The sequence below is a fragment of the Arcobacter lacus genome (assembly GCF_003063295.1).
Lineage (GTDB): Bacteria > Campylobacterota > Campylobacteria > Campylobacterales > Arcobacteraceae > Aliarcobacter > Aliarcobacter lacus.
Map to the genome: position 1 here is coordinate 124,923 of NZ_MUXF01000016.1, position 22,177 is coordinate 147,099.

Here is a 22,177-nt window from a genome sequence, read left to right on the forward strand (position 1 = left end):
AATTAACAGTTAATTAACTAAAAAATAACAATTTTAAGAAAACTTTAATTTTAACTCGTATAAAATGCCCGTCATGGTGTACTAAAACTAACTAGTTCTTGTATATCGATTAGAATTTCGAAATTTTAGGAGAAAAAAATGAGAAAGATCTCAAAATTAAGTTTAGTAGCTGCTGTTGCAGTAGCTGGTTTTTCAACTGCTAATGCTCAACCATTAGAAGAAGCTATCAAAAATGTAGAAACTTCAGGTTCTGTTGTTTATAGATATGATAACTTTGATGATGACAAAGGTACTTGGGGAAATGAGCACCACAGTGAAAGAAATAAATATAAAATTGGTTTAAATTTAACTTCAAAAGTTAATGATTATGTTAAATTCAATTCAAGATTTTTAGTTGCTAGTGGAACAGGTGAATTCGCTGATTTAGATGCGCACAAAGGTTCTGATAGTAATCCAGATGTAACTTTATCTCATGCTAACTTTGCGTTTACAGGTATCCAAAATACTACGGTTATTGCTGGTAAACAAGGTTTAGCTACTCCATGGACAGTTGCGATTGATTCTGATGGAAATGAACATACAGGAACAGGGGTTTTAGCTCTTTCTTCTGTTGGACCTGTAACTGCAGGTGCTGGTTACTTTAACCAAACTAACTTAGATAGATCTGGAAATATTAATGGTACAAAATTAGTTAGCAATTCTGGTACTAACGTTGCAAATGTAGCTGCTATTTCAGGAACTTTTACAGCTGGTGAAAATTTAGGAAGTAGAGATTTATATGTTGGTACGTTACAAGCTGACTTAAGTCCAGTTAAACTTGAAGCTTGGTATGTAGATATTGCAGATGCTTTAGATTCTTATACATTAGTTGCTAAAGCTGATTTCAAACCTTCTACTGATTCAAAAATTGGTGTTGAAGCTAGATATGTTTCTTTAACTTTAGACAATGGTAAAAAAGTTGGTTTAGATTCAGATGATAATGCAATGTATAGACTTGCTGTTACTGGTAACTTAGGTATTTTCAATGCTAAAGTTTCTTATACAGGAACAGATAAAGATGGTGGTATAACTGCATTTGACCAAGATGCTGAAAATGCTACTTTAGGATGGAATTTATCATCTAACGGTATTGCAGATGCTGACTATTGGCAAGGTGTTTTAGGTGTAAATATTTTAGATAACTTAAATTTATCTGCTAACTATGGTAACCTAAAAGCTGATAGACCTTCAAGTGGATTAAATGGTACTAAAAGTGTACTTACTGATTTAGAAGTTGAAGAAGTATTTGGACAATTAACTTATAAAATGTCTAAAAACTTAAGTACATATTTAAGATATGGTACTTATGAAGAAAAATACAAAAACAATGGTGATAAAGAAAAATATTCTGACCAAAATAGAGGAAGAATCCAAGTTGAATATACATTCTAATATTTTTAGAAGTTAAAAAACTTATCTTTCAAAGGTTGGGCTTAGCTCAACCTTTTTTTATGCAAATAAAAAACTATATAAAATACCTAATAGAAGCGAATCCATAAGCTTTTGTTTCTTCTATTTTACTCACTTGAGTTTCATCTATTATTCCACCTAAAGCTATGATTTTCATATCTTTAAAGCTATTTAATACTAATTCTAAATCTTTGATACCTTTTGCTTTTCCTTTGTTTGGTGTATCAAAAATAGGAGAATATGTTATATAATCCACTTCATACTCTCTAGCAGTTTCTATATCTTTTGTATTGTGGCAAGAGATGATTATTTTAAGATTTAACTCTTTTGCTTTTTTTATATCTTCAAATTGTGTTGAAGTTAAATGAACACCATAAAATCCTAATTTTTGAGCTAAAAGAAAATCTGAATTTAAAAAAGTATTTTTTATGTTTTTTTCATGGCAAGTTTCAATAAAAGTTTTAGCTAAAGCTTCAAAGTTATTTGACTGTTTATCTCTAAAACAAGCAAAGTCAACGTTATGTTTTTCAAAAACATCTGATAATGTTTGTTTAAATATTAGTTCATTATTTGTGTAGTAGTTTGGGTCTGTTATAAGATATTTTTTCATGAAATTAAAAAAGGGAATAAGTAAAAACTTATTCCCTTTAATATAAGCCTTATTTTGATTTTTAGTGCTCTTCGTGTTCCATCATAATAGATCCAGCAATATAAACATAAGTTAATATACTGAAAATAAATGCTTGTAAAACACCAAATGCAGTTAATAAGAAAAATCCAGGTAAAGGTAAAATCCAAGGTACTAACATTAAAAGTACCATTAAGAACATATCATCACCTCTGATTGATCCAAAAAGCCTAAATGATAAAGAAACAATTCTTGATAAGTGAGAGATTATTTCAATAGGGAACATTAAAGGTGCAAGCACAGGCATTGGTCCCATAAAATGTTTAAAATAGTTTACAAAACCATTTTTCTTAATACCTAAATAGTTATAGTAAACAAATACTATTAAAGCTAAAGATAAAGTGAAGTTAATATTTGAAGTTGGAGCTTCGAAACCAGGAATTACTCCAATCATATTACTAACAAAAATTACTAAAGCTAATGAACCAATTAGTGGCATATAAGTTCTAGAATTTTTTTCACCCATTGTATCAGCTCCCATAGAGATGATACCACCTACAAAAGCCTCTAATACATTTTGGCTTCCAGTTGGAACTAATTGTAATTTTCTAGTAGCAGCTCTTGCTATTATAAAAATAATTCCAATAACTAAAACATAGTGTGATAAGATTATCCACTCTTGCCCGTGTCCACCAATAGCACCCAAGAATGTAAACAGTCTTCCTTCCATACTCTTCCTTTTTTGTTTTCTACATTTACTAAATTATGCGCCTATTATATTATTTGTTTTCTAAAATTTTTATAAATAAAAAAATTTAGTTTAGATTTGTTTAAATCTATAGCCATTTTGTTTCAAATTTTCTCTTATTTGTTCTTGATGTTCTTCACCTTTTGTTTCAAGAGCAATTGTTACATAAGCTTCACCAAATTCAAGTTTTAAAGAGTTTCTATTAAAATCTATTTCTATTATGTTTGCAGAACATTGCGTAAATATTTCTGTTAATTTCATCAATGAACCTGGTTTATCCATAAGAGTAACGATTAAGTTCATTTTTCTATAAGATTTTACTAAACCTTTTTCAATAATAAGTGACAACATCGTAACATCAATATTTCCACCACTTACAACAGCACAAACTTTTTTGTTTGAAATATCAATTTTATCATGCATAATAGCTGCAACTGGAACTGCTCCTGCTCCTTCAACCATAAGTTTATGTTTTTCTAATAAAAATAAAATTGCATTTGCTATTTCATTATCACTTACTTCTACAACTTCATCGACATATTCTAAAATCAAATCAAGTAGTTTTGGAGTAACATCTCTTACTGCTATTCCATCAGCGATAGTTTTAACAGAAGCTGAATCAATAGGAATTCCAGCTAAAAAAGAGTCTTTCATTCCTTTTGCACCACTTGCAACAACACCAGTTATTTTAATCTTTGGATTTATACTTTTTGCAGCAATAGCAATACCTGCGATTAGACCACCACCACCAATTGGTACAATGATTTGTTCTACATCTTCAAGTTTTTCTAAAATTTCTAAAGCAATTGTTCCTTGCCCTGCAATAACCGCATTATCAGCGAATGGATGAATAAATTCTTTGTTATTTTCTTTTGCAAATTTTGTTGCACTTGCATATGCTTCATCAAAATTTTCACCAGTTAAAACAACATTTGCACCATAAGATTTTACTCCTAAAACTTTTGTAAGTGGAGTAGCTTCTGGCATAAAAATAGTAGCTTCACAGTCAAAATATTTAGCTGCAAAAGCTAAACCTTGAGCGTGATTTCCTGCACTTGCTGCTACAACTCCATTTTTTCTTCTTTTTTCATCAAGTAAAGCAACTCTATTAAATGCACCACGGATTTTAAAACTACCAGTTATTTGAAGGTTGTCTTCTTTTAGATAGATTTCTGCATTTTTTTCTTTGCTTAAAATTGGGGCTTTCATCAAAGGAGTTAGAGAAATGGCTTTTTCTAACTGTTTTTTTGCGTCTTTTATATCGTTTAATGTAATCATTTTACTTTTCTCGTTTTTTTTATTTAGAAACGAAATAGTATCTAAAAATATGTTTTATCATAATTAAGTTATAACAAAACATATTTTTAAACTAGAGCAAAAGCTCTAGTTAGAATTTTTTACAATTTTTACAGCTTCAACTAAGTTTATTAAACTTTGTTTTACTTCTGGCCATTTTCTAGTTTTTAGTCCACAATCTGGATTTATCCATAATTGTTCTTTTGGTAAAACTTCAATTAATGCTTTAATTTGATTTACCATTTCTTCAACACTTGGAACTCTTGGGCTATGAATATCATAAATTCCAGGTCCAATTTCTTGTTTATATGCAACTTCTTTAAAGATTTTTAAAAGTCTATTTCCACTTCTTGCAGTTTCGATTGAAATTACATCTGCATCCATTGCTTCGATAGTTTTTATAATATCATTAAATTCACTATAACACATATGTGTATGAATTTGAGTATCAGCTTTTGCACAACTAACACTTAGACGGAAGTTTTCAACTGCCCAGTTTTCATAAGCTTTTATATTTTCAATTCTTAAAGGATATCCTTCTTTAAACGCTGCTTCATCAACTTGAATCATTTTAATTCCAGCATTTTGTAAATCATCAACTTCTTTATTAATTGCAAGTGCGATTTGTTTTGTTACTTCATTTCTTGGAATATCATCTCTTACAAATGACCAATTTAAAATTGTAACAGGTCCAGTTAACATACCTTTCATAACTTTTTTAGTTTTACTTTGAGCATATTTAATCCACTCAACAGTCATTGGATTTGGTCTTGAAACATCTCCAAAAATTAAAGGTGGTTTTACGCATCTACTTCCATATGATTGAACCCAAGCATTTTGAGTAAATGCAAAACCTTCCATTAATTCACCAAAATATTCAACCATATCATTTCTCTCTGGTTCTCCATGAACTAAAACATCAAGTCCGATTTCATCTTGGAAAGCTACACAATCATCAATATATTTTTTGATTTCTGCAACATATTGCTCTTTTGAAATAGCATTTGCTTTATATTGTTTTCTATTTTCTCTAATTTCAGGTGTTTGAGGAAATGAACCAATAGTTGTAGTTGTAAGTGCATCATATTTAAAAAATTCTCTTTGAACTTTTATTCTATCTTGGAATTTATCAGCTCTTTCAAATACTTTTAAATTTTTGATTTCGTCTTGAACTACTTTATTATGAATTTTTGAAGATATTTTTCTTTGTTTATTTTCTTCAACATTTCTTTTAATAGTTGCAGTATCTTCTAAAGATAGTTTTAAATCAAAAAATTGTTTTGTTACAAGTGATAACTCTTTTAATTTTTCTACTGCAAAAGCTAACCAAGATTTGATTTCAGAATCTAATTTTTCTTCATAATTTAAAGTAAATGGAACGTGTAATAAAGAGCAAGAAGTTCCTACAATAATATTTTCTTTAGAAACAACATTTGAAATTTTATTTAGTAAAGCTACTTTATCTTCAAAATTACTTTTCCAAATATTTCTTCCATCAATAACTCCAGCAATTAAAACTTTATTTGAGTTTTTGATAAGTTCTAAAGTTTCAAGATTTTTATTTCCATGAATAAAATCTAAACCTAATGCCCAAATTGGAGTATTAACCAAAATTTTTGTAGCTTCATTTGAGTGTTCAAAATATGTTGTTACAACAATTTTGATATTTGGTGCAACATTTGTTAAAGCATCATAAACAGGTTTGATTAAAGATAAAACTTTAGTGTCTAAATCTTTTACAAATAAAGGTTCAGCAAATTCAACAACAATTTCATCATTAAGTTTAGAAATTTCTAATAAAAGTTCTTTATAAACTTCTACTACATTATTTATATGTGCAAAAATATCACTATTATCTATACTTTTTGAAAGTCCAAGGTAAGTGATTGCACCAATAAGATTGATTTTTGTTTTTATTCCTAACTCTAAAGCTTCTTTATACTCTTCAATTACTTTTTTTGAATTTAGAGTAAATTTTGTATCTTTTGAAATTTCTGGAACGATATAGTGATAGTTTGTATTAAACCATTTAGTCATTTCCATAGCAACACTAGTTTCATTTCCTCTAGCCATTGCAAAATATAACTCTTCATCTTTTAAGTTTTGGAATCTTTGAGGAATTGCTCCTAATAAAATAGTAGTATCTAACATATTGTCATAATATGAAAAATCATTTGATGCAATAAAATCTATTTTTGCCTCTTTTTGATAATTCCAGTGTCTTTTTCTTAATTGTTCTGCAACATATTTAACTTCATTGAAATCTGTTTGTTTAGACCAATATTGTTCTAAAACTTTTTTTAATTCTCTTTTTTCTCCAATTCTTGGAAATCCTATTACATAATTTTTTGACATTCTTTATCCTTTTTCAAAGGTTCTTTTTTTAAGAACCATATATAATTTAACTACTTTTATAGAGTGGATTAAAAACCACTAAAAAGTATTAAGACCTAAAAAGCTACGAAAACGAAGCCTAAAATAGAAACAAAGGTATCTTATAAATTTATATTGATACGAAATTATAAAGTATGTAATGGAGGGTGAACGCCAGTTCTTCTAAAAGCAAAAAATGTACAATAAAATGGACATCTAGGAATATATCTAAAAAGTCTTACTGCTAATGCAGTTTTTCTTCTAAAAAGACAATCACAATGACAAGGCTTACTTTTTATAGCAAAGCAAGATAATAAACTTTCTTCTAAACCTTGATGAATGGATTCTTCTTCATCTTCTAATGAAGAAGACAATTGTAATTTTATTTGTAAGTGATTTTTACAAGATATAGCAATATTGTGTAGTGTTATAGCGACACTATATGCTTGAATAGATGACAATGAGAAGTATTTTTTTCCAAAACCATTCAATACTTTCAAGTAAAAACCTTATAAATATAATTAAAGGTGAAGTTTAAATTAATAATACTTAATAATAAATAAAAATAAATATGATATTATTCCAAATAAAAATGGATTTGGAATTTTGAAATTTACATTTGTAACACTTTTCCCTAGTTTAATCGAACCTTATTTTCAAGACTCTATTTTAAAAAGAGCTATTGAATCTAACTTTATTAGTTATGAGTTTTACAATCCTAGAGATTTTACAACTAATAAACATAAAAAAGTTGATGATGAAATGGTAGGTGGTGGAGCAGGAATGCTTCTATCTTGCCAACCTTTATTTGACTGTTTAGATGAAATAAAAAACAAAAATAAAGATGCTTATATAATTTTTCCTTTAGCTGCAGCAAAACCTTTTAAACAAAATGATGCAAAAAGATTAGCAAAGAAAAAAAATATAGTATTTGTAAGTGGAAGATATGAAGGAATTGATGAAAGAGTTATAGAAAAGTATGCTAATGAAGTTTTTAGTATTGGAGAATACATACTAACAGGAGGAGAATTAGCTTCAACTGTTATGGCAGATGCAATTTCAAGAAATATTGAAAATGTTTTAGGAAATGCTGATTCTTTAGAAGTTGAAAGTTATGAAAACAACCTTCTAGAAGCACCTTCTTTTACAAAACCTGAAAATTACCAAAATTTAAGTGTCATTAAAGAATATTTAAAGGGAAATCATATTAAAATTCTCGACCTAAAAAAAAACCTGTCTATTTGCAAAACAAAATACTTTAGACCAGGTTTAGTTACAAACAAAAAATTTAAATAAAAGTGTGATACCCCGCAAGTTGCAAATGCGGGCACTTTCGCCAAAGGGAAATACGATGAAAAATAGATATATTGCAAGCTTTGAAGCAGCGCAAATTGCAGAAAAACAAATTCCTCAATTCAGATCAGGTGATACTGTAAGAATCGGTGTTGAAATTAAAGAAGGTGAGAAAAAAAGAATTCAAACTTTCGAAGGTATTATCATTGGAAGAAGTGGTAATGGTGTAGATGCTACTTTCACAATTAGAAAGCTTGGTGCTAACTCTATTGGTGTTGAAAGAATTTTCCCATTATATTCTGAATCTTTAAAATCTTTTGAAGTAATCAGAAGAGGAAGAGTAAGAAGAGCTAAACTTAACTTCTTAAGAGGATTAAAAGGTAAAGCTGCAAGAATTAAAGAGTTAAAAAGATAAATTAAGGCATCGCCTTAATTTTGACTCTATGTCAACCTTCAAAAAATACAAATCTTTTCAAAAAACTTTTTTAAATACAAATCCTAATTCAAGGAAATCTTTTGTTATCGAGTATAATTAATTTTATTGTTGAAACTGTTAGTAGCTTAGGTTACTTTGGAATTTTTATAATGATGTTTTTAGAAAGTTCTTTTTTCCCATTTCCTTCAGAAGTTGTGATGATACCTGCTGGTTATTTAGCTTCAAAAGGTGAAATGAATATCTATCTAGTTTTATTATTTGGAATATTAGGTTCGCTTGCAGGTGCGTTATTTAACTACTATTTTGCCATAAAACTTGGACGAGCATTTTTATTAAGATATGGAAAATATATTTTAATAAGTGAAGAGACTATTTTAAAAATGGAAGAATTTTTTAAAAATCATGGACATATTTCAACATTCTCAGGAAGATTAATTCCTGGCGTTAGACAATATATTTCACTCCCTGCAGGTTTGGCAAAAATGAATATTTTTGTATTTAGTTTATATACAAGTTTAGGTGCAGGAATTTGGGTATTGATTTTGACAATTTTAGGATATTTTTTAGGGAATAATCAAGCTTTAGTAAAAGAGTATTTGCATATAATTGTTATAGTAATTCTAATTTTATTAGCAATATTTGCCTATTTTTATTATAGAAGAGTTAAAAAAACAAAAGGATAGAATATGTATAAACGAATAATAAATTTTCTTTTAATATTTTTAGTATTTGTTTATATAATTTTTGAAGAGTTAATTTGGGATAAATTTGCAAAACCAATTATCTCTTATATATCAAATTTTCCACTTTTTAAAAATCTAACTCCTAAAATTTTAGCTTTAAACTCTTATATCATTTTAATTATTTTTATAATTCCATTTTTTTTAGTTGAACTTTTAGGAGTTTATGCAGGATTTGTATTTATATCAGGACATATAATTTTAGGAACTTTTTTATATCTTTTAAAAATTCCAATTGCTGCACTTATTTTTTGGTTTTTTAATATAACAAAAGAGAAATTGTTAGAGTTTATTTGGTTTAAATATATTTATGAAAAGCTTGTTTTATTTATAAATAAAATAAAAAGTTCAAAAGCATATTTGTTGATAAAAGAGAAAGCATCAATTATAAAAAAAGAGATAAAAGAAAATCTTTTTATTTCAAAAAGTAGATTAAAAGAGAAGATTGTAAGAATTTATAAATTACTAAAAAGTAAATTTGTAAAATAGAAAAATCTATTTTACAAACAACTTTTAATAAGTTTAATACCTTTTTCAATTTGCTCAAAGTTTGAGTGTGTGTAGTTAAATCTTATCTCACCATTTGGAATTTTATCTATATAAAATTGGTTTCCAGGAACATAAACTACTTTTTTCTTTAAGCACTCTTGAACAAGTGCAAAAGTATCAACTCCTTGTCCAAAAGTTCCATATAAAAACATCCCACCTTTTGGTTTTTCGTGTTTAAACTCTGGCATTATTAAGTTTAATTGTTCTGAAAAATAAGATGCTTTTTTATTGTAGTCATCTCTTATTTCTTGAAGATGTTTTTCATATTTAGCTTCATCTTTTAAATATTCTGCAAGTATATATTGTGAAAATCCACTTGAGTGTAAATCAATACTCTCTTTTATAATCATAATAGATTGAATTAATTTTTCATCAGCTCTTATCCAACCAATTCTATAACTTGGAACTAAAGTTTTAGAAAAACTTCCTAAATGAAAAGAATTTTTTGGTAATTTTGCACTGATATAAGGCATTTTTTTATCAAAAAATAGTTCACTATAAGGACTATCTTCTATCAAATATCCATCATTTTTTTCTACTATTTTTACAATTTCATCTCTTTTTTCTAAACTATAAGTTGTTGCACTTGGGTTTTGAAAATCTGGAATTAGATATGCTAATTTTGTATTTTTAAAACTTTTTTCAAATTCTTGAATATTTACTCCATCATTTTCAAGTTTAACACCTTTCATTTTTAGATTATTTAGTCTAAAAATATTCATAGCTCCTAAATATGATGGTTCTTCAATAGTAATATCTTTATTTTCAAAAAACTTTGCCAAAATATACATGGCTTGTTGGCTTCCTGTTGTTATCAAAATATTATCTTTAGTTGTTGGAAAGCCTTCTTTAGTATATCTTAGTGCAATTTGTTCTCTTAATTCATTTATTCCATTACTAACTGTGTATTGATAAACCTTTGGATTATCTAGTATTTTTAATGTTGCTTCTTTTAAATCTTGTGTTGGAAATAGATTTTCACTTGGAAGTCCACCAGCAAATGAAATAGTTTTTTCATCGATTGCTTCTAGGATTTCTCTAATAAATGATCTTTTGATACTCATGGATAAAAATTCCCTTATATATTATTTTTTAAAAGTCTACAAAAAAACTTTGAATTATACTTTACAAAAAATGCTTTTATTATTATCTATTTTTGCTAATTTTATATACATAAAATGCTATACTCTATTTATGAAAAGAGTTACCTTCGAAAAACGAGCCAAAATATCAAATGATGTGATGAATTATATTTATGAATATATAGATACAGATATAAATATAGATGAGTTATGTTTGACTTTGAAAATAAGTAAATTTCATCTTCATAGAATTTTTAAAGAAGAGTTTGGTAAAAATATTTATGAAAGTATAAAATCAATAAGATTGCAAAAAGCTGCAAATTTGCTTATTACAAATAAATATTCAACTATAACAGATATTTCAAAAATGACAGGATATAGCTCTCAAACTTCATTTTTAAGAAGTTTTAAACAAAGATTTTTAATGACACCAAAAGAGTGGAAAAATGGTGGTTATAAAGAGTATTCAAATAAAATAGTTGAAAAAATATCTACAAATAGTCAAACAATAGATTTTTCAAATATAGAACCAAGTATTGTAAAAATGCCAGAAATAAAAGGGTATTATATAAGACATAAAGGATATGATAAAAGTATTAAAAAAACTTGGCAAAAACTTCAAACTTGGATATATACAAATGATATAAAAGAGTATAAACAAATGGCTCTTCATCATGATAATCCTATTATTACACCACTTGAAGATTGTCAATATATTGCGATTGTTGTTCTAGAAGACAAAGAAAAAGCTTATCAAGATTTTTTACTTCCAAGTTTAATTATTCCAAAAGGAATTTATGCAAAATTTTCTTTAAGTGGAAAATATGGAGATGTTATAAAGCTAATTCAGTGGGTTTACCATACTTGGCTAATAAAAAGTGGTTATGAAACAACACCTAGCCCATCTTATACGATTTACCATAAAAACCATTTTTTAAGTGATGATGGAGAGTTTATTTTGGATTATTATTTACCTATTAGGTATGTTTAAAAAGGGCATATTATGAATAATACAAGTATTGAATATATATTCGATTTTAAAACAAGTCTTGATCCATATAATGGTTTGACTATACAAAGTGAAGATTTACCTAAAACAAAAGAAGAGTTTGAAACTAATTTAGCTAATTTGATAGATGAAGTAAAAGATAAAAGAAATCTAATTTGGATTTATATAGATATAAAAAAATCATCATTTATTTCAATAGCTACAAATTTTGGTTTTACTTTTCACTCTTGTAATAGTGATTATTTACTTTTAGTAAAAGTTTTAAAAGAAAATGCAATAGTTCCAACTTTAGCAAATCACACTTTAGGAGTTGGTGCGGTTGTTATAAATAAAAAAAATGAGATACTTTTGATAAAAGAGCAAATACGAAATGAGTATTATAAACTTCCTGGTGGACATATTGATGATGCTGAGATGATAACAACTGCTTTAAGTAGAGAAGTTTTTGAAGAAACTGGAGTTGTTGTAGAATTTGAGAAGATTATCTCTTTGGGACACTTTTATCCACATCAATTTCATAAGTCAAATTTGTATGTTTTATGTAAAGCTATTCCCAAAAGTACAAAAATTGATATAAAAGATAAAGAAGAAATTAGTGAAGCTATTTGGCTAAATGTTGATGAAATGTTTATTCGAGATGATATTCATAACTATACAAAAGCTATCGTAGAAGCTGCTGTAAAAAGTGGTGGTTTATATATGAGTGAAACTCCAATTTTAAATCATCTTAAAAATGAATTTGAACTGTTTTTTTCTAAAAACAAGTAAAAACTAAATATAATACAAATTTTAAAATAAAGGATAAAAAATGAAAAAAATAGTAAGTACACCAGATGCACCAAGCGCAATAGGACCCTATAATCAAGCAACAACTTTTGAAAAGTTAGTATTTACTTCAGGACAAATCGCACTTGACCCAAAAACTATGGATATAGTAAGTGGTGGAGTTCAAGAGCAAACAAAACAAGTTATGGAAAATCTAAAAGCTGTATTAGAAGAAGCTGGAAGTTCTTTTGAAAATGTTTTAAAAACAACTTGTTATTTATCTGATATGGATAACTTTGTAGCTTTCAATGAAATCTATGGTCAATACTTCAAAGGTGAAACTGCACCTGCAAGAAGTACAGTTGCTGTTAAAACATTACCAAAAAATGTTTTAGTTGAAGTAGATACAATAGCTTTTAAAAACTAAAAAATATTTATGTTTTTAGGAAAATGCCCATATTGTGATGATGGACAAATAGAAGTTAGAAAAAAAGAAGTTCGAGGTAAAAAAGTCGAACTTTATGCTTGTTCAAATGCTTCTTGGGTAAGTGAAGATGGCGAACTATTTGAATTGAGTGCAGATTCTAAATGTGGATTTAAGATTTGGCAAAATGCATTAAGTCGATATGGTCACTATCTAAAACATAGTGAAGTAAGAGCTATATTAAATGGTGAAGAATTAGAGTTAAAGTTCAAATCTCAAAAAAGATATGGACAAAAACAAAGAGTTGATTACTTTAAAAAAGTAATCCTTCATCCTGAATATGGTGTTGAGGTTTTGTTTGGTGATTAAAAAATAAAAAACTAATATATTTTTATTGTTTTTTATTTTTTAAACTATTTATTAATCCTGCAAATATTACAAAAGCAAGTCCTACAAAATAAATCATTAAAATTGGTTCATCAAAAACTAAAATTAGAAAAAATGCTGATAAAATAGGAATTATAAATGTAAATGGTGCTACTTTTGAAGCATCAAAAATTTGAAGTCCTTTTATCCAAAATACATAAGATATACCGTTTATAAAAATTCCATTTACTAAAATACTAATCCAATCTTTTGATGTTGGTAAAACAAAACTTGAAAAAGTTTGCATACTTATAAATGAATAAATTGTTGCCGCAAAAAAATAAATCATAACGGCGTTTATGGCATCAATTTTAACTTTTTTACTTAAAACAGAAAATAGAGCAAAACAAAAAGCAGATAACATAACTATCAACAAAACATCTACGGATTCAAAACTAAGAGATGAAATATTGCCTTTTGTTATAACTAAACTAACTCCAATAAATCCTAATATAACAGCGAAAAGTTTTCTTTTTGTGAACTCTTCTTTTAAAATGATTAAAGATAAAATTACTATAAAAATTGGCCAAGTATATTGGATAACTAAGACTTCTAAAGAATTTGCATGGTGATATCCAAAATATAGAAGTAAATAAAATGTAAAATCTAAAAATCCTAATGCAAATAAAAATAAAAGAATTTTTTTCGAATATGTAAAAATTTCTTTTAAATTTTTATTTATGATTGATAAAACTAACAGTGATAAAAATGAAAAAGCTGATGAATAAAACATATATTGATAATGGTCTAGGTTTGATTGTGCAAATTTTACAAAAATGCCAAGCAGTGACCAAAGAAAAATACATAATCCAATATATATTATTCCTATATTTGATTGTGATATTTTCATTTTAAACTCAACCCAACTCTTTGTTTTTCTAAATCCACACTTATTACTTTTAGATTTTCAAGATTTTGATTTATACTTAAAACTTCACTTGCATGAGAGATTCTTTTTTCACTTATTTGTGAGATATGAAGTAGGGCATCATTTTTTAGTCCAATATCAACAAAAGCACCAAAATCAGTAATGTTTCTTACAATTCCACTTAAAACATAGCCTTCTTTTAAATCATTTATATCTAAAATATCATTTGCAAATTTTACTTGATTAAACTCAGTTCTTACATCATATCCAGGTTTTAAAAGTTCAGTTACGATATCTTTTAGTTTTAGTAAACTTGTATTTATCTCATTTGAAACTTTTTCAAAATCTTTTATCTCTTCAATTTTATAAGATTTTTGTAGTTTTGCAGTTACTTCATAATCTTCTGGGTGAATTGCAGTGTTATCCAAGATAGAGTTCCCATCTTTGATTCTTAAAAATCCAACACATTGTTCATATGCTTTTTCTCCAATACCTTTTACTTTAAGTAGTTCATTTTTAGTATTAAACTTTTTGATTTTATTTCTATGTTCTACTATATTTTTTGCTAACTTTTCAGTAATACCAGATATAAAAGATAGAAGTTTATATGAAGCAGAGTTTAAATCAACTCCAACTTTATTTACCAAATCAATTGTTATATTTTCAAGTTTTAAAGCTAACTCTTTTTGGTTTACATCATGTTGATATTGACCAATACCCAAAGATTTTGGGTCGATTTTTACTAAAGCTGCCATAGGATCTCGAAGCCTTGAAGCAATAGAAATAGCACCTCTTATTGTAACATCAAGGTTTGGATACTCTTCAATAGCAATTTTTGAAGCAGAATAAACACTAGCTCCTATTTCACTAACGATTGCATAGTTTATTTTTAAATCATTTTGTTTGATTAATTCATTTATAAAATTTGCAGTTTCTCTTGAAGCTGTTCCATTTCCTATTGCAATAGTTGTGATTTTATATTTTTTGATTAAATCTAATACAACTTTTGATGAGCTTACTATATCCTCTTTTGGTTTTGTTGGATAGATAACAGCACTATCTAAATAAAGTCCATTTTCATCAATAACTGCCAATTTACAACCAGTTTTATATCCTGGATCCATTCCTAAAATCACTTGATTTACAAGTGGTGCAGTAAGAAGTAACTCTTTTAGATTTTTTCCAAAAAGTTCTATGGCTTCACTACTTGCTTTTTCTTTTAAAGCTGTTATTGCTTCTCTTTTTAGACTTGGAAGAAGTAGTCTTTTTAGTCCATCTTTGTAAGCATCAAAAACCAACTCTTTTGAAGAGGCTGAATTTGTTGGGATTTTATATTTTTTAATATTTTCTAAAATATGATTCTCATCAATTTCAACTTTTATTAAGAGTTGTTTTTCATTTACACCTCTTAATATTGCTAAAACTCTATGAGATTTTATATATTTTATTTTTTCATTACTATCTACAAATGAAGCATAAAGACCATTTTTATCAAGCTCTTTAGTTGCTTTAACTTCAAGTATTCCCCAATTTGCTATTAGGTTTCTTAAAACCTCTTTTGATTTAAAATCATCTGCATATCTTTGTGCGATGATATCTTTTGCACCATTTATTGCTTCATCAATATTTGAAACATTTTCATTTAAAAATTGTTTTGCTTTTTGATTTATCTCTTCAAGTGAGTATTTCATACTTTGAATTATATTTGCCAAAGGTTCTAAGCCATTTTCAATAGCAGCTGTTGTTCTTGAAGATTTTTTCTCTTTAAATGGAGCATAAATATCTTCACAAGCTTGAAGTGTTGTTGCACTTTCAAGGTTTTTTAAAACTTTCTCATTTAAAAAATTTTTCTCTTTTAAAAGAGCTATTATCTCTTCTTTTCGCACAAGAAGTTTTTTAGAGTATTCATAAACTTCTTCAAAGATACGAAGTTGTTCATCTGTAGCACCATCTGTAAAATCTTTTCTATATCTTGCGATAAATGGTATAGTACAACCTTCATCTAAAAGTTTTATGATATTTGAAATTACTTTAGATGAAAAATTTGTTTTTTCTTTTAAATTTTCTATTAAATGATTGTTCAAAATAAGCCTTTGTTTTATATAAAAGTGAGTGTTTATTGTTAAAAAAGATTTATAAATCTTTCATAAACATTAAGTTTATGAAAGTTGTTGAATAAGTGTTTTTAAATCACCAAGTACCCAAATATCTATGATTTTTCCATCTTTAAATTTAAAAAATGAAGCACCATTATAAGTGATTTTATTGTTAGTTGGTTCATAATCAAGTAATTTACCCGTGTGTCTTCCATTGTATAAAGCTCTTACAGCGATATTATCTTCTTCACAAACCATTGTTATAATACTATGAAAAAGATTTGGAATAGCAGTTATCATACTATCCATATATTTTTCAAACTCTTTTTTCCCTTTTACAGTTATATCTAATGAACCGTGAAAAGTGATATTATCATCAAATACGATATCAATATACTCTTTTTTGTGTTTATTCCATAATTCATCATAATATAGTTTTACTAATTCTTTATTAGTCAATTTCTTCATAATTTCCCTTGCTTGTAGGACTATAATCATCATAATTGTAGTTGTCATAGTCATCGTAATCAACAGTGAATATTTTAGGATAACCTAACTTTACAAGTTCTTTATCGATGTTATCTTCAGTCAATCTATTTTTTACTCTATCCATAATTAATTCAATATGTTCTTCACTTACATCATTTGCTCTTAATTCGTAAATAATAGCTAAATTCATAATTTTAATTTCCTCTAAATTAAATTGTATTTATTTTTTTAAGCATTTATCAATATATAAACTGCTTAAGATGTGTAAAATTGCTTTAACAGACTTTATTGAAGCTGTTTCTTCAACAGTGTGATAACCAGTTGTTGGTATTTGTAAAGTTGTACCTTGAATAGTTCCGCCTGATTCCATAACTATTCTTCCAAGTTCTGTACTTCCCAAAGATAAAATTGGTAATCCTTTTTCTTCTCTAATTTTATTTTTTTCTTCAATAAAAGTATCTTTACAAGAAAAATCAATATCATTTTTATGACAAAACTCTTTTAGCTGTTTTAATATTGGAGATTTAAATTTTGCATTTACATCTTTATTCCTCAAAACAACTAACTGTTTATCTGCTTCTTCTCTTGTATCATAAGGACTTGTATCTAAAACTAATAATTCATTTGTTGATAGATTATTTTTTTTAAACCATTCATACACATACCTCCAAGATTTTCCAGCTTCTTCTTGTGCTGTAAAAAATGCAGTACCTTGAAATCCATTTTGATATAAATGGATTATTATTGCAGCAGAGATAACATTATCAAGTTGAGCAGATATTAAATCATCTTTTCTTTTTAATTTGTCACTAAAAGCTATAGGTGTTCCTGGTTGTAAGTGAGATAAACCTTCAATTTCAAAAATAAGATTGTTTATTTCTTCGCACATAAAAGCATCTTTTATTTGACCAATTCCAAGATAACTTCCACTCCAAGGTTCGTAAGCAAGAACTTGTTGATTTATATATCTTTTAGCAATCAATTGATATGTTTGTTCTGATAGTGAATTTCCTCTTAAATCTGAACGATTTTTAGCCAAAAATGCAGCAAACTGAAATTCATTTGGTCCAGTACAAATAACTCCGTGTCTATCGATGTGTGCACTTAATATTCCTTTTGTAGGACTATTTCCTTGTGCAACGAGTAAACCATCGTAATATTGTGTTTTTATTCCTATTTCTTCTAATTCTCTTTTTAAATATAGCAAAAAAGAGTGTTCAGCACCAGTTACTGATGGAACTCTTATTAGCTGTTTTAAAAGGTCAAGAAAAGGAACAAAATTTTCTGGCTCATTTATAAATGAAGCGCTCAATATATTCTCCTGAAAAATTTAGATAGAATAAAGAAATTGTTTTATTCTATGACGTAATTATAAACTATAAAAAATTAAAAAATTTCAATTTTTATAATTAAAATTATATTATACTAATTTAATCAAGATTATTTTAATACTTATTTAAAGTTAAAGGAATATAATATCACATTTTAAAACAAAAAATTTAACTATTTTGTGGAGTTATTATGGAAAAAGAATTATCAGCTTTAGAGCAACTAAAAGCTTCAAGAAATCCATTAAGAGTAATAGATGATTTATATAAAGAGGCAAATGAAGGAATACCATTAAAAGATGAGTATATTGGACTTTTAAAATGGTATGGAATGTATCCTCATGTAAATAGTGATGGAACAGAAGATAAAAAATATTTTATGAAAAGAATCAAATTAGTTGATACTAAAATGAATTTAGAGCAACTAAGAGTTATGAGTGAAATAGGGCAAAAATATGCTCAAGGACTTGTTGATTTTACAACAAGACAAAATGTTCAATTTCACTATATTGAAATAAAAGATATTCCGGCGATATTTGATTTATTAGGTAGTGTTAATTTAACTTCAAGAATGGCATCAGGAGATGGACCAAGACCAATTATGACTTGTCCTGTTAGTGGAGTAGATGAAGGTGAAATTTATGATGTAAGAGAACTTGTAAAAGAAGTTGATAACTATTTTGATAAAAATGATGATAGATTCTGTAATTTTCCAAGAAAATATAAAATAGGTATAAGTGGCTGTAAATGTCACTGTGCATCTCATGAAATTCAAGATGTTGCTTTTACTGCATTTAAAAAAGAAAATGGTGAAGTTGCTTTTGATTTAACTATTGGTGGAGGTTTATCAAAATCTAAACAAATAGCAACAAGAGCTTCAAGATATGTAAAACCTGAGCAAGTTTTAGATGTAGCAGTTGCTTGTGCTGAGATTTTTAGAGATAATGGAAATAGAAGTAATAGAAATAAAGCAAGAGTTAGACATCTTTTAAATGATTGGGGAATCGAAAAGTTTGTTGATGAAATAGAAAAAGTTATTGGTTATAAACTTGAAGTTGGGGAAAAAGAACCAAAGATTGCATCTTTTGAAAATAGAAATCACTTTGGAATAAATAAAGAAAAAACAAAAGGTTACTCTTATGTTGGATTTGCAACAAATTCTGGAAGAGTTGCTGGAAGTGATTTTGCTAAATTTTATGAAATCTGTAAAAAATATAATGCAGGTGGAATAGCTTTAACTGCAACTCAAAATTTTGTAGTTTATGATGTAAAAGATGAGGTTGTTCAAGATTTAGCAAATGAATTTGTAGCTTTGGGTTATCCTTATGAACCAACACCATTTAGAGCAAGATTACAATCATGTACAGGAAAAGAGTTCTGTAAATTTGGAATTACTGAAACAAAAGAGTACGCAAAAAAAGTTGTAGTTGAACTTGAAAATAAATTCCCAGATTTTAAAGAAGATGTAACTATTTCATTTTCTGGATGTGGAAATGGTTGTTCTCATCCTCAAATTGCTGATATTGGATTTGTTGGTTGTATGATGAGATATGAAGGTGAAAGAGTTGAAGGATATGAAGTTTTATTAGGTGGAAATTTAGAAGGTACATTAAATAGTAGAATTTCAAGAAAAATTGGTATTAAAGTTCCTTCAACTAAAGTTATAGACTATATAGGAACTCTTATAAGTGATTATAAAACTGACAATTTAGGACAAAAAAGATTTAAAGATTATTTAGCAGCACTAGAGCCCGTTGGTACAGTTAGCGATGATGAATAAAATAGATATGTGATTTTCACATATCTATTTTTGTATCTCTTTTAAAAGTTTATTTGTATTTTTTATACTTATAAAAATTGTTGCAAAAAGTAAAACAAAAGCTAAAACTATACTGATAGTTACAGCAGGACTAGAAGATATTTGCATCAAATTTCTACTTGGTTTTTCTTCTTTTTTAGTTTCAGTTTTTAGCTCTTTTTTTTCTTCTACTTTTTCAAAACCATTTTGTGGAGCAATTCCCATTTTTTCTTGTGTATGACCTTCTCCTCCATCTAAAATAACTTTATATGGAATTTTTGGAATTGTTATAACCATTTCATCATCAGTTAATCTTTGCTGAAAAAGGATTTCTCCTGAATGAATAGCTTCAAGTTTTACTAAAGCTCCAGCAGCACTTTCACCTGTATTAAACTCTCCTACAACACTTATTGTTCCATCATTGTTATCATATAAACTCAAAACTAAAGAGTGAGCAAAAAGATATATAGGTGTAAATAATATAAGTGAAATTTTAAATAGTTTTTTCATCTGTTTTTCCTTTGTTAAATATTTTAGTTAATGTAAAATCTTCTCTATTTTTTGGTGATTTTTTTGAAATATAAATCAATAATAATCCAAATAAAACTAAAGTTATATCAACTCCAAAATAGCTATTTAAAAGTGTTTGAAAATTGAAACTTGTTAAGTGCATGAAAACAGCTACAATAAATAAAACTCCACCAATAAATAAAAACTCTTTACTTGCTTGATACGAATTTATTCTATAAAATGACCAAAATAGAGTGAAAAGCCAAACATTATAAAAAAGTCCTTGTTGCCATAAAACTCTATCTTCTAAAGTAAATGGTAAAGTCCATTGTAATATAAATAAAATTGCAGTTGCAGGAATAACTCCGACCATTGTTGCTAAAGATAATTTCCCCATCCAATGATAAAAAGTGATTTTCCCTTCAAATTTTTTTGCTTTTTTTTCAAGCCATAACATTACCCCAAATCCAATAGCAACTCCACAAAGTGCCATTATAATTGCTACTATAGTTCTTGAAAAGATATCAATACCAAATAAAAAATGTAAGAAAAATAGTCCTTCTCCTATAAATACAGGAATTATATTATCAAGAACTTTTTTATTTTCAAGTAATTCTCCTGTGTGTGCATCTAAGGCTACATAAGGAATATTGAATATTCCACCGTTAAAAAATGGTTTATAAGGGTTATATCCTATAAACTCAACTCGTGCTGTTTTATCATTCCAGTTTATAAGTTTTATTTGTTTAAATGTTAGTTGTGGATTTATCTCTTGTGCTTTTATCAAAAGTTCATTCAAAGGTAACATTGAAACTTCAATATTCTCTTTTTTTATAGGTTTATTTTGTGGGAAAAGTGTACTTCCTACAAGTTCATCTATTGCTTTTGCTTCACCATGAGTTAACATTTTTGCCATTGGTGGAGCAGAAATAAGTCCTACATTCATAACTGCACCACTAATTGTAATAAGTAAAAATGGCACAAAAGCCCAAGTAAAAATTTTTACATGAATTGTAGAGAATAGGGCTTGTCTATTTTTTGCTTGATATTTAAATTTAAATAAATATATTAAAATAAGTCCAGTTACTACTAAAGCCAAAGTTCCAACAGCTGTAAATCCAAAAGCCAATCTTCCAATAAGTTTTAAAGGTTGTCCATAATGAAGTTCATTTAAAAAAGCTGCTAAATATGTAATTTCTTTAGATTCATCTTCTATTTTTTCATTTGTATTAGGATTAAATACTATTGGTTTTACAAATCGATTTTGTACACTAACTGCTGTATCTCCAAGTCTTCCTGGAAGATTTATAAGAATATTATCTCTTGGGAAATCTGGATTTTTTAAAACTTCTTCTACCATATAGTTATAGTCGATTTTTGTGATATCACTTTTTTCTATATAACGAGATGGTTTTTCCCAGTTTTGAATATATGGTAAAAATATAGCAAATACTCCAAAAAATATTGCTAAATACATAATAATAGAAAAAGTAATACCAGCTGCTATATGCAGAGAAAAAAGTCTTTGTTTAAATAGTTTTAATTTTGATTCTTTCATTTATAATCCTTAATATAAAATATAAAGTGATATAGAAAAAATCACAGTTGGTATTAGAACTTTTAACAAAGCACTAAGTTTTGTGTAAGATAAAGCAATCCAAGTAGCAGTACAGGCCCAAGCAAAAGTATTAAACATAATTGAGATAATTCCAGATTGTGAAACTTTCATTGGTAGTAAAAAAGCTACGAGAGTCATACCTAAATAAGCAACAATTAAACCGCCAAAAATGGCGGCTAATGTTCTAAATAATCCTATTGTTTTTCCTGAAACTTCTGGAATAGCTAAATAATTAAAAAATCTTTTTAACAT

At 27.3% G+C, this 22,177-nt stretch carries 24 protein-coding genes; 10 read left to right on the forward strand and 14 right to left on the reverse strand.

Features of this window, described 5'->3' with window-relative positions; genetic code table 11:
• Positions 1-138: 138 nt before the first annotated feature.
• Positions 139-1,431, forward strand: a complete 1,293-nt coding sequence (locus tag B0175_RS08375) for a major outer membrane protein (RefSeq protein WP_108528148.1) — start codon at positions 139-141, stop codon at positions 1,429-1,431.
• 73 nt (positions 1,432-1,504) lie between these two features.
• On the opposite strand, the gene B0175_RS08380 is transcribed toward B0175_RS08375, so the two are convergent.
• The 5 genes from B0175_RS08380 to B0175_RS08400 all read right to left on the reverse strand — a co-directional run bounded on the left by B0175_RS08380 (position 1,505) and on the right by B0175_RS08400 (position 6,994).
• Positions 1,505-2,059, reverse strand: a complete 555-nt coding sequence (locus B0175_RS08380) for a thiamine phosphate synthase (RefSeq protein WP_108528149.1) — start codon at positions 2,057-2,059, stop codon at positions 1,505-1,507.
• Positions 2,060-2,120: 61 nt separating this feature from the next.
• A complete protein-coding gene (locus B0175_RS08385; protein WP_108528150.1) occupies positions 2,121-2,807 on the reverse strand; it encodes a F0F1 ATP synthase subunit A in 687 nt (228 codons plus the stop codon).
• A 90-nt stretch (positions 2,808-2,897) separates the two neighbouring features.
• Entirely contained in the window at positions 2,898-4,103 is a 1,206-nt protein-coding gene (gene ilvA / locus B0175_RS08390; RefSeq protein WP_108528151.1) for a threonine ammonia-lyase, read from the reverse strand.
• 105 nt (positions 4,104-4,208) lie between these two features.
• Positions 4,209-6,476 carry a 5-methyltetrahydropteroyltriglutamate--homocysteine S-methyltransferase gene (gene metE / locus B0175_RS08395; RefSeq protein WP_108528152.1) on the reverse strand — a complete coding sequence of 756 codons (2,268 nt, stop codon included), beginning with the start codon at positions 6,474-6,476 and terminating at the stop codon, positions 4,209-4,211.
• 164 nt (positions 6,477-6,640) lie between these two features.
• Complete coding sequence (locus B0175_RS08400; RefSeq protein ID WP_108528153.1) at positions 6,641-6,994, reverse strand: hypothetical protein; 354 nt, start codon at positions 6,992-6,994, stop codon at positions 6,641-6,643.
• A gap of 106 nt (positions 6,995-7,100) precedes the next feature.
• Between B0175_RS08400 and trmD the strand changes: the two genes are divergently transcribed.
• The 4 genes from trmD (at position 7,101) to B0175_RS08420 (ending at position 9,452) form a co-directional block, all read left to right on the forward strand.
• Complete coding sequence (trmD, locus tag B0175_RS08405; protein WP_108528154.1) at positions 7,101-7,790, forward strand: tRNA (guanosine(37)-N1)-methyltransferase TrmD; 690 nt, start codon at positions 7,101-7,103, stop codon at positions 7,788-7,790.
• Positions 7,791-7,845: 55 nt separating this feature from the next.
• On the forward strand, positions 7,846-8,202 hold the full coding sequence (gene rplS, locus B0175_RS08410) for a 50S ribosomal protein L19 (RefSeq protein ID WP_012147912.1): 357 nt from the start codon (positions 7,846-7,848) through the stop codon (positions 8,200-8,202).
• 101 nt (positions 8,203-8,303) lie between these two features.
• Positions 8,304-8,906 carry a DedA family protein gene (locus B0175_RS08415; protein WP_108528155.1) on the forward strand — a complete coding sequence of 201 codons (603 nt, stop codon included), beginning with the start codon at positions 8,304-8,306 and terminating at the stop codon, positions 8,904-8,906.
• 3 nt (positions 8,907-8,909) lie between these two features.
• Complete coding sequence (locus B0175_RS08420; protein WP_108528156.1) at positions 8,910-9,452, forward strand: hypothetical protein; 543 nt, start codon at positions 8,910-8,912, stop codon at positions 9,450-9,452.
• Positions 9,453-9,463: 11 nt separating this feature from the next.
• On the opposite strand, the gene B0175_RS08425 is transcribed toward B0175_RS08420, so the two are convergent.
• Positions 9,464-10,576 carry an aminotransferase-like domain-containing protein gene (locus B0175_RS08425; protein WP_108528157.1) on the reverse strand — a complete coding sequence of 371 codons (1,113 nt, stop codon included), beginning with the start codon at positions 10,574-10,576 and terminating at the stop codon, positions 9,464-9,466.
• A gap of 130 nt (positions 10,577-10,706) precedes the next feature.
• Here B0175_RS08425 and B0175_RS08430 point away from each other — a divergent pair, with 130 nt between their 5' ends.
• From B0175_RS08430 to B0175_RS08445, 4 genes are read left to right on the forward strand one after another with little or no spacing between them, the layout of a single operon-like run.
• Complete coding sequence (locus B0175_RS08430; RefSeq protein ID WP_108528202.1) at positions 10,707-11,585, forward strand: AraC family transcriptional regulator; 879 nt, start codon at positions 10,707-10,709, stop codon at positions 11,583-11,585.
• Positions 11,586-11,597: 12 nt separating this feature from the next.
• On the forward strand, positions 11,598-12,371 hold the full coding sequence (locus B0175_RS08435) for an NUDIX hydrolase (RefSeq protein WP_108528158.1): 774 nt from the start codon (positions 11,598-11,600) through the stop codon (positions 12,369-12,371).
• A gap of 40 nt (positions 12,372-12,411) precedes the next feature.
• Positions 12,412-12,795: a RidA family protein gene (locus tag B0175_RS08440; protein WP_014469326.1), complete on the forward strand. Its 384-nt coding sequence runs from the start codon at positions 12,412-12,414 to the stop codon at positions 12,793-12,795.
• Positions 12,796-12,804: 9 nt separating this feature from the next.
• Positions 12,805-13,161, forward strand: a complete 357-nt coding sequence (locus B0175_RS08445) for a hypothetical protein (RefSeq protein WP_004510905.1) — start codon at positions 12,805-12,807, stop codon at positions 13,159-13,161.
• A 22-nt stretch (positions 13,162-13,183) separates the two neighbouring features.
• Here the strand turns inward: B0175_RS08445 and B0175_RS08450 are convergent, their stop codons facing one another.
• From B0175_RS08450 to B0175_RS08470, 5 genes are all read right to left on the reverse strand, one after another.
• On the reverse strand, positions 13,184-14,068 hold the full coding sequence (locus B0175_RS08450; protein WP_108528159.1) for a DMT family transporter: 885 nt from the start codon (positions 14,066-14,068) through the stop codon (positions 13,184-13,186).
• Entirely contained in the window at positions 14,065-16,170 is a 2,106-nt protein-coding gene (locus tag B0175_RS08455; protein WP_108528160.1) for a helix-hairpin-helix domain-containing protein, read from the reverse strand. The genes B0175_RS08450 and B0175_RS08455 overlap by 4 nt, the downstream gene beginning before the upstream one ends.
• Positions 16,171-16,245: 75 nt before the next feature.
• Complete coding sequence (locus B0175_RS08460; RefSeq protein WP_004510902.1) at positions 16,246-16,650, reverse strand: ester cyclase; 405 nt, start codon at positions 16,648-16,650, stop codon at positions 16,246-16,248.
• The gene (locus tag B0175_RS08465) at positions 16,634-16,861 is read right to left on the reverse strand and encodes a hypothetical protein (RefSeq protein WP_108528161.1); all 228 of its coding nucleotides are present in this window, start codon (positions 16,859-16,861) and stop codon (positions 16,634-16,636) included. The genes B0175_RS08460 and B0175_RS08465 overlap by 17 nt, the downstream gene beginning before the upstream one ends.
• Before the next feature lie 30 nt (positions 16,862-16,891).
• Positions 16,892-17,983, reverse strand: coding sequence for a peptidase M42 (locus B0175_RS08470; protein ID WP_108528162.1), 1,092 nt, complete (start codon positions 17,981-17,983; stop codon positions 16,892-16,894).
• Positions 17,984-18,192: 209 nt separating this feature from the next.
• On the opposite strand from B0175_RS08470, the gene B0175_RS08475 reads away from it, so the two are divergent.
• Entirely contained in the window at positions 18,193-19,779 is a 1,587-nt protein-coding gene (locus tag B0175_RS08475) for a nitrite/sulfite reductase (RefSeq protein ID WP_108528163.1), read from the forward strand.
• Between the two features lie 24 nt (positions 19,780-19,803).
• Here the strand turns inward: B0175_RS08475 and B0175_RS08480 are convergent, their stop codons facing one another.
• From B0175_RS08480 to B0175_RS08490, 3 genes are read right to left on the reverse strand one after another with little or no spacing between them, the layout of a single operon-like run.
• The gene (locus tag B0175_RS08480) at positions 19,804-20,307 is read right to left on the reverse strand and encodes a hypothetical protein (RefSeq protein WP_108528164.1); all 504 of its coding nucleotides are present in this window, start codon (positions 20,305-20,307) and stop codon (positions 19,804-19,806) included.
• Positions 20,291-21,865 carry a PepSY-associated TM helix domain-containing protein gene (locus B0175_RS08485; protein WP_108528165.1) on the reverse strand — a complete coding sequence of 525 codons (1,575 nt, stop codon included), beginning with the start codon at positions 21,863-21,865 and terminating at the stop codon, positions 20,291-20,293. Before B0175_RS08485 ends, B0175_RS08480 begins: the two co-directional genes overlap by 17 nt.
• Before the next feature lie 9 nt (positions 21,866-21,874).
• Complete coding sequence (locus B0175_RS08490) at positions 21,875-22,177, reverse strand: hypothetical protein (protein ID WP_108528166.1); 303 nt, start codon at positions 22,175-22,177, stop codon at positions 21,875-21,877.

Bases quoted from the DNA above. Each gene is read 5' to 3' on its own strand.
- B0175_RS08375 (WP_108528148.1), top strand. From the start codon at position 139: ATGAGAAAGATCTCAAAATTAAGTTTAGTAGCTGCTGTTGCAGTAGCT.
- B0175_RS08380 (WP_108528149.1), bottom strand. From the start codon at position 2,059: ATGAAAAAATATCTTATAACAGACCCAAACTACTACACAAATAATGAA.
- B0175_RS08385 (WP_108528150.1), bottom strand. From the start codon at position 2,807: ATGGAAGGAAGACTGTTTACATTCTTGGGTGCTATTGGTGGACACGGG.
- ilvA (WP_108528151.1), bottom strand. From the start codon at position 4,103: ATGATTACATTAAACGATATAAAAGACGCAAAAAAACAGTTAGAAAAA.
- metE (WP_108528152.1), bottom strand. From the start codon at position 6,476: ATGTCAAAAAATTATGTAATAGGATTTCCAAGAATTGGAGAAAAAAGA.
- rplS (WP_012147912.1), top strand. From the start codon at position 7,846: ATGAAAAATAGATATATTGCAAGCTTTGAAGCAGCGCAAATTGCAGAA.
- B0175_RS08420 (WP_108528156.1), top strand. From the start codon at position 8,910: ATGTATAAACGAATAATAAATTTTCTTTTAATATTTTTAGTATTTGTT.
- B0175_RS08425 (WP_108528157.1), bottom strand. From the start codon at position 10,576: ATGAGTATCAAAAGATCATTTATTAGAGAAATCCTAGAAGCAATCGAT.
- B0175_RS08430 (WP_108528202.1), top strand. From the start codon at position 10,707: ATGAAAAGAGTTACCTTCGAAAAACGAGCCAAAATATCAAATGATGTG.
- B0175_RS08435 (WP_108528158.1), top strand. From the start codon at position 11,598: ATGAATAATACAAGTATTGAATATATATTCGATTTTAAAACAAGTCTT.
- B0175_RS08440 (WP_014469326.1), top strand. From the start codon at position 12,412: ATGAAAAAAATAGTAAGTACACCAGATGCACCAAGCGCAATAGGACCC.
- B0175_RS08445 (WP_004510905.1), top strand. From the start codon at position 12,805: ATGTTTTTAGGAAAATGCCCATATTGTGATGATGGACAAATAGAAGTT.
- B0175_RS08450 (WP_108528159.1), bottom strand. From the start codon at position 14,068: ATGAAAATATCACAATCAAATATAGGAATAATATATATTGGATTATGT.
- B0175_RS08460 (WP_004510902.1), bottom strand. From the start codon at position 16,650: ATGAAGAAATTGACTAATAAAGAATTAGTAAAACTATATTATGATGAA.
- B0175_RS08465 (WP_108528161.1), bottom strand. From the start codon at position 16,861: ATGAATTTAGCTATTATTTACGAATTAAGAGCAAATGATGTAAGTGAA.
- B0175_RS08475 (WP_108528163.1), top strand. From the start codon at position 18,193: ATGGAAAAAGAATTATCAGCTTTAGAGCAACTAAAAGCTTCAAGAAAT.
- B0175_RS08480 (WP_108528164.1), bottom strand. From the start codon at position 20,307: ATGAAAAAACTATTTAAAATTTCACTTATATTATTTACACCTATATAT.
- B0175_RS08485 (WP_108528165.1), bottom strand. From the start codon at position 21,865: ATGAAAGAATCAAAATTAAAACTATTTAAACAAAGACTTTTTTCTCTG.
- B0175_RS08490 (WP_108528166.1), bottom strand. From the start codon at position 22,177: ATGTTAAAAAGATTTTTTAATTATTTAGCTATTCCAGAAGTTTCAGGA.